This is a genomic window from Winogradskyella sp. (assembly GCF_016744625.1).
In the GTDB taxonomy this organism is placed as follows: Bacteria; Bacteroidota; Bacteroidia; order Flavobacteriales; family Flavobacteriaceae; genus Winogradskyella.
Map to the genome: position 1 here is coordinate 1 of NZ_JADGDZ010000129.1, position 7,188 is coordinate 7,188.

Here is a 7,188-nt window from a genome sequence, read left to right on the forward strand (position 1 = left end):
GTACAAACTAAAGGCTTAGATGATAGTAGTTTTAGAGATAATCAGTATTATCCAAAAGATATGTTAGCTTATGAAGTTTAAAATACAATTTATGGTTATTTATTCATTATTGTTTTCTTGGGTTATTAATGCCCAAATAGACACTATTGACTTGCCAGAGGGTGACGATGACATAAAAATAAATACAACAACTCTTTTTTTTAGTATATATGTTGACAATCAAAGCAATGTATTTTTAGATAAAGATTCTATTAATGTTTATAATATTGCTAAAAGGCTATCTTATTTGAGATATAAATTACCAGAGCATTTTAAAATGCGAGTAAAAATAAACTTGTATGTAGATAAAAAGGCAGATTATTATATTGTGGATATTATAAAAACTCAACTTGCTAGTGCATATTTTGAGAGATTATATTATAAAACGAACTCTATTGAGGATGCAGATGTACTTAAAGGCATATCTTGGACAAATCATCAATCGTTTTACCATCTTGAAAGACCAAAGAAAATATTGACAAAAAAACAGCAAGAAAAGAACAGACGTTTTAATGATAGTATAAATAGAGGTTTTGGAGATATTCCACCACCACCTGCACCTCCAACAAGTTGGTTTTTTGATTCACAACATATAATCTATTCAGATAGTAAAGATGCTATAGAGGAGGCTTTAGAAGGGAGAACATTTAGTTGTATAACATTGACTAATAAAGGTTATATGAAGAATGATAAAATCATAAAATTTAAAAACAAAGAAAAAGTTGAGAGTCTTTTTTATTCTCAAGACATAGTATTTGTTAAATTTAGTGATGATTTAGTATATGGAAACTATTTAGATGCAATAAAATATTACAAAGACTTGGATAATAAAAAGAAAGGCTACTTTATTGAGTTGTCTAGTGAAATAGAAATGATACATAAAAAGTCAGATATCCAATTGAGTAACTAATCTTTTCGAAAGACTGTTATCAAAAACGCAATAAAAGTTATCTTTTATTGCGTTTTTTTAGTTACGAAAACATTATAGTAAAGATTAATCATAAATATGATTTTTGTTCTGTTTTAAGCTATAGATTTTTGTAATTTTGACTAACCTGAAAGGTTTGTCATGCTGAAATATTTTCAGTATCTCAGCCTTTTAACTATCAAATTTTAAGATAACTAAAACTAAACATAATGAGCATTATAATTAATGTACACGCAAGACAAATTTTAGATTCTAGAGGAAATCCAACTGTAGAAGTTGATGTCGTAACTGAAAGTGGAATAATGGGAAGAGCGGCAGTACCTTCTGGTGCATCTACTGGAGAGCATGAAGCTGTAGAATTAAGAGATGGTGGAGATACTTACATGGGAAAAGGAGTTTTAAAAGCTGTAGAAAATGTAAATTCTATAATTGCTCAAGAATTACTTGGTGTTTCTGTGTTTGAACAGAATGCGATTGATCAATTAATGATTGAATTAGATGGTACACCAAACAAATCAAAATTAGGAGCTAATGCTATTTTAGGTGTTTCTCTTGCTGTTGCTAAGGCTGCTGCAAATGAAGTTGGTATGCCATTATATAGATATGTTGGTGGTGTTTCTGCAAACACGTTGCCATTACCAATGATGAATATTATTAATGGTGGTTCTCATAGTGATGCACCAATTGCATTTCAAGAGTTTATGATAATGCCAGTAAAAGCTAAAAACTTTACACATGCTATGCAAATGGGAACTGAAATTTTCCATAACCTTAAAAAAGTATTACACGATAGAGGGTTAAGTACAGCAGTTGGTGATGAAGGAGGATTTGCTCCAAACTTAGAAGGAGGCACAGAAGATGCATTAGATACTATAAAAAAGGCTGTAGCTAATGCAGGATATACTTTAGGTGATGATGTAATGATTGCTTTAGATTGTGCTGCTGCAGAATTTTATAAAGACGGTAAATACGACTATTCCATTTTTGAAGGCGAATCAGGTAAAGTAAGAACAAGTAAAGAACAAGCAGACTACTTAGCAGAATTGTCTCGTAACTATCCAATAATATCTATTGAAGATGGAATGGACGAAAATGACTGGGAAGGTTGGAAATACTTAACTGAGCAAATTGGTGATAAAGTACAATTAGTTGGTGATGATTTATTTGTAACTAACGTTGAGCGTTTAGGAAGAGGTATTTCTGAAGGCATTGCTAATTCTATTTTAATTAAAGTGAATCAAATAGGAACACTTACAGAAACTATTGCTGCGGTAAACATGGCACACAATGCAGGTTATACATCTGTAATGTCTCACAGATCTGGTGAAACAGAAGATAATACCATTGCAGATTTAGCGGTAGCTTTAAATACTGGGCAGATTAAAACAGGTTCTGCATCGCGTAGTGATCGTATGGCAAAATACAATCAGTTATTACGTATTGAAGAAGAATTAGGTGAGATCGCTTATTTTCCTGGATTGAATGCCTTTAAGGTGAAGTAATATTCTCAATAATAAAATATAAAAAAACCTATTCATTAATTTGAATAGGTTTTTTTATGGGTAACAAAATTGCTGCTGTTTTAACTATTGTTTAAAATGTAAATGTTAAAAAATTATTAATATTTTTCTTTTTTTGACGCAACCATTTCCACTTAATAGCATCTATACTATAAACCAACAACTATGAAATCACTTCTCTCACTTTTATTTTGCGTTTTTATCTCCGGTAATATCCATGCACAGATCGTTGATATACCAGATCCAAATTTTAAAGCAATTCTATTACAAGCTAGCTCATCTAATAACGTTGCAGTCAATTCTGATAATCACCCAGTAGTAATTGATACAAACAATAACGGAGAGATAGAAGTGACTGAGGCATTAAATATTTTTAAATTATTCATAAATAATTATAATTTATCTAACTTAACAGGAATTCAAGCATTCACTAATTTAGAGTCTTTATTATGTTATGATAATGATCTCCCAATTCTTGATCTGTCTCAAAATGTTAATTTAAAGACATTATGGGCTGGTAATAATAACCTTACCACCCTTGATGTTTCTGAGAATATTAATCTAGAAAATTTGCATATTGTAAATAATAACATAACAACTCTTAATGTAACACAAAATGTCAATTTGGAGAGTCTAAAAGTTAGTAGCAATAATCTTACGTCCCTCGATGTAACTCAAAATCTTAATTTGGTTAGTTTACTTGTAGCTAGTGACAATAGTTTAAATGCCCTTGATGTAACACAAAATGTCAATTTAACTCACTTAACTGTTTGGGGAAATAATCTTTCAACATTAGATATTACGCAAAATGATAACCTATTGAGTTTAGATTATAGTGGCAGTACACTAACAACACTTGATATCTCTCAAAACTTAAACCTGGAGAGATTACATTGTAATAACAGTAATCTTACAACTCTTGATTTAACACAAAACCTAAATTTGATTGATTTGAATTGTCGTAACAATAATCTTACAGCTCTTGATTTATCACAAAACAATAATTTAGAGTCTATTAGTATACAGAATAACGAGATTCAAAATTTAGAATTGGGTCAATGTTCCAACCTATGGTTTTTTAATTGTGCTAACAATCTTGTTAGTGATTTGGATTTATCTCAATTACCAAGTCTCACTCATTTTGCCTGTATGGATAATTTATTAACTGAACTGGATTTAAGTAATAACAACGAATTAGAATTGTGGTCCTGTGCGAATAATCAAATTACTAATATTAACCTAAAAAATGGTGGATATTCATTTATTACGGATCCATCAGGTGCATTCGTGTCCATCACAAATAACCCAATTGAGTTTATATGTGCGGATGAAGAAGAGATAACAGTTTTTAATGAACTTACTAATTATCAGGGCCCTATAAGTAGTTATTGTACTTTTATACCTGGAGGTGATCATAATATTATTTATGGCAATATTACTTTAGATACAGATAGTAATGGTTGTGATGTTTCTGATTATGATGTTCCAAATTTAAGAGTTCGCCTAGACGATGGTGTATCTTCTGGTTCTACTTTTTCAAATCAAACGGGAGAATACACCTTTTTCACAGAAACAGGTAATTATCAACTCACACCGGAGTTCGAAAATCCTAATTTCTTTAATGCTTCACCAGTAAATCCAACAATCGATTTCACTGATTTAGATAATACAATCACCCAAGATTTCTGTATTACAGCAAACGGTATTCATAATGATGTAGAAGTAGTAATTGTGCCAACTGAGCCTGCTCAACCTGGTTTTGATGCTTCGTATCAACTCGTATATAAAAATAAAGGCAATCAAGTCCTTTCTGGTAGTATAGATTTTTCTTATGATGATAGTGTCCTAGATTTAGTATCAACTTCAATAATACCAGCTATTGAAACATCAGGCAACCTATCTTGGGACTATACAGATTTAAACCCATTTGAAAGCAGAACCATAGGTGTAGTTTTTAACGTAAACTCACCAATGGAGACACCAGCTGTAAACATTGATGATATCTTAGATTTTACAGTAACTGCCAATCCTACAACTGACGATGAAACACCAAATGATAATACGTTTGAGCTCAACCAAGTAGTTATTGGTTCATACGATCCAAATGATATTACATGCCTAGAAGGAGATATTGTAACTCCAGATAAAATAGGAGAGTATCTACATTATAATATCAATTTTGAAAATACTGGGACAGCAGCTGCTACTTTTGTAGTAATAAAAGATGTTATAGATGATACCAATTTTGATATAAGTACTTTACAAATCATGTACGCGTCTGATGAGATGCAAACAAGAGTTGTAAATAATACTATAGAATTTATTTTCGATAATATCAATTTAGGACCAAACGAAAAAGGGAATGTCGTTTATAAAATAAAAATAAACAATACATTGAGTGTTGGAGACTCAGTAGAAAACAAAGCAGAGATATTTTTCGATTTTAATTTCCCTATTGAAACAAATGTTGCCACAACAAGTTTTCAAGTCTTATCAATTGACGAATTTGAAAATGCAAATGCTATTTCAGTTTTCCCTAATCCTTCAAACAATAATGTTACTCTCAAATCAAAAAGTAATTTGAAATCTATTAAGGTTTACGATGCTATGTCTAGGCTAGTTTTTGAAACCATGATAGACGATTTAACCTATTCATTAAATATTTCTAATTACTCTAATGGCTTATATTTCCTAGAAATACAAACCGAGTTTGGTAAGAATGTTAAGCAGTTAATAAAGAATTAGAGCTTAATCAAACGAATACACAATCCCATTAGTCAACTCATATTGGGTTTTAGGAATATTTGCAATAGGGTTTGCATCAAAATTGTAAGTAAACGAGCTTTTAAAGGCTAGGTTTTTAAATATTTTGAAAGCTAAAGACGTTTCATTAGAAATTCTAAAATCAGAGAATTTCTTCAGTAAAGGTTGGTAATAGGTAGTGCTAACTATAGAAACATTTTCTAAAGGATATAAGCTACAAGAGAAGTAGGTGCTTCCTCTAAAATCTCTTAATATTTTCACTGAACTTTCCGAAGCCTCTTCATGCTCATACATTAAAAGTGTGCCTAAATAATATCTAAAATTTTCATTTTTAGACAATTTAAATCGCGGTCCAATACCAAGTAAACCTCTAAACTTTATTGCTGAGACAGCATCATATTGACTTTGGGCAAAAGCTTCAAGTTTTATACGTTTGTTTAGCTTTCTGTTATATCTAAAATGCTGAATGCCACGATTTACAAAAGAGTTGTCTTCAATCTTCTGTAAATTAATATCATTAATAAAAAGGTAGAGATTGTTACCTGTATTGTACTGCAATCTAATGCGATTTGTGATTCTAAATATAGAATTCGTATTTTTTATTAATCCTAAATCTAAACTTGCGGAGCCAGACCATTTCGCAGAATCAGAAACACGTCTTAAAGATTCTACATTAACAATTTGAGCATTACAAATACTGAATGTTGTGAATACTATAAGTAGAAAAAGAAATACGCTTCTCATTTTGGTTAAGGTTAAATAATGTTGCAAAAATAGTGTCAATTTTTAGATAGTGAATTTAAAATAACTAACAATTACTATTTACTTTTTAGAAGTGTTAAAACGGTTATAAATCTACTTTCGAAATCGTTTGATATTTCGTAAATTTGAATTCCTTAAAATAAAAAACAAACAGAACATATGTCAGATAAAGCTACTCTCGAAATTAATGGTGAAAAATATGAATTTCCTGTAGTTATAGGCTCAGAAAATGAAGTCGCTATTGATATAAAGAGTTTACGTGGTGCCACAGGTGGAGTGATAACTATAGATCCTGGTTATAAAAATACAGGAAGTTGTGAAAGTGCGATTACGTTTTTAGATGGTGAAAAGGGTATCTTAAGATACAGAGGATATTCAATTGAAGAACTAGCAGAAAAAGCTGATTTTTTAGAAGTAGCCTACTTATTAATATTTGGAGAATTACCTACACAAGAGGAATTAGATAAATTTCATGATGATATAAAATCACATTCAGTTGTTGATGATGATATAAAAAAGATTTTAGATGCATTTCCTAAATCTGCGCATCCAATGGGAGTGTTGTCATCTCTTACAAGTGCTTTAACAGCATTCTATCCTTCTTCAGTAGATGTAAATTCTGATGAGGCTATGTACAATTCTATTGTTAGAATTCTTGGTAAATTTCCTGTTCTAGTAGCTTGGACAATGCGTAAGAAACATGGTTTGCCATTAGATTATGGAGATAACAAATTAGGCTATGTTGAGAATGTCTTAAAAATGATGTTTAAGAGTCCAAATAGTGAATATGAGCAAAACCCAATTTTAATAAATGCCTTAGATAAGCTTTTAATTCTTCATGCAGATCATGAGCAAAATTGTTCTACATCTACAGTGAGAATTACAGGTTCTTCTCATGCAGGTTTATTTGTATCACTTGCCTCAGGTATCTCTGCACTTTGGGGACCTTTGCATGGTGGAGCAAATCAAGCAGTTTTAGAGATGCTTGAAGCGATAAAAGAAGATGGTGGTGATACTAAAAAGTATATGGCTAAGGCGAAAGATAAAAACGATCCTTTCCGTTTAATGGGATTTGGACATCGTGTTTATAAAAACTTTGATCCAAGGGCGAAGATTATTAAAGTAGCAGCTAATGAAGTACTTGGCGATTTAGGAGTAGAAGATCCTATTTTAGAT

At 31.0% G+C, this 7,188-nt stretch carries 5 protein-coding genes; 4 read left to right on the forward strand and 1 reads right to left on the reverse strand.

What is annotated here, in order from left to right; translation table 11 throughout:
* Nucleotides 1-70: 70 nt before the first annotated feature.
* From QZZ53_RS16365 to QZZ53_RS16375, 3 genes are all read left to right on the forward strand, one after another.
* Nucleotides 71-949, forward strand: a complete 879-nt coding sequence (locus QZZ53_RS16365) for a hypothetical protein (RefSeq protein ID WP_296386691.1) — start codon at nucleotides 71-73, stop codon at nucleotides 947-949.
* 227 nt (nucleotides 950-1,176) lie between these two features.
* Complete coding sequence (eno, locus tag QZZ53_RS16370) at nucleotides 1,177-2,469, forward strand: phosphopyruvate hydratase (RefSeq protein WP_296386692.1); 1,293 nt, start codon at nucleotides 1,177-1,179, stop codon at nucleotides 2,467-2,469.
* Nucleotides 2,470-2,652: 183 nt separating this feature from the next.
* The gene (locus tag QZZ53_RS16375) at nucleotides 2,653-5,232 is read left to right on the forward strand and encodes a T9SS type A sorting domain-containing protein (RefSeq protein ID WP_296386694.1); all 2,580 of its coding nucleotides are present in this window, start codon (nucleotides 2,653-2,655) and stop codon (nucleotides 5,230-5,232) included.
* A 3-nt stretch (nucleotides 5,233-5,235) separates the two neighbouring features.
* Here the strand turns inward: QZZ53_RS16375 and QZZ53_RS16380 are convergent, their stop codons facing one another.
* A complete protein-coding gene (locus QZZ53_RS16380) occupies nucleotides 5,236-5,994 on the reverse strand; it encodes a DUF481 domain-containing protein (protein ID WP_296386696.1) in 759 nt (252 codons plus the stop codon).
* Between the two features lie 177 nt (nucleotides 5,995-6,171).
* On the opposite strand from QZZ53_RS16380, the gene QZZ53_RS16385 reads away from it, so the two are divergent.
* Nucleotides 6,172-7,188: citrate/2-methylcitrate synthase (locus QZZ53_RS16385; RefSeq protein ID WP_296386698.1), on the forward strand; the 1,017-nt coding region annotated here is incomplete at its 3' end.

Bases quoted from the DNA above. Each gene is read 5' to 3' on its own strand.
- QZZ53_RS16365 (WP_296386691.1), top strand. From the start codon at position 71: ATGAAGTTTAAAATACAATTTATGGTTATTTATTCATTATTGTTTTCT.
- eno (WP_296386692.1), top strand. From the start codon at position 1,177: ATGAGCATTATAATTAATGTACACGCAAGACAAATTTTAGATTCTAGA.
- QZZ53_RS16375 (WP_296386694.1), top strand. From the start codon at position 2,653: ATGAAATCACTTCTCTCACTTTTATTTTGCGTTTTTATCTCCGGTAAT.
- QZZ53_RS16380 (WP_296386696.1), bottom strand. From the start codon at position 5,994: ATGAGAAGCGTATTTCTTTTTCTACTTATAGTATTCACAACATTCAGT.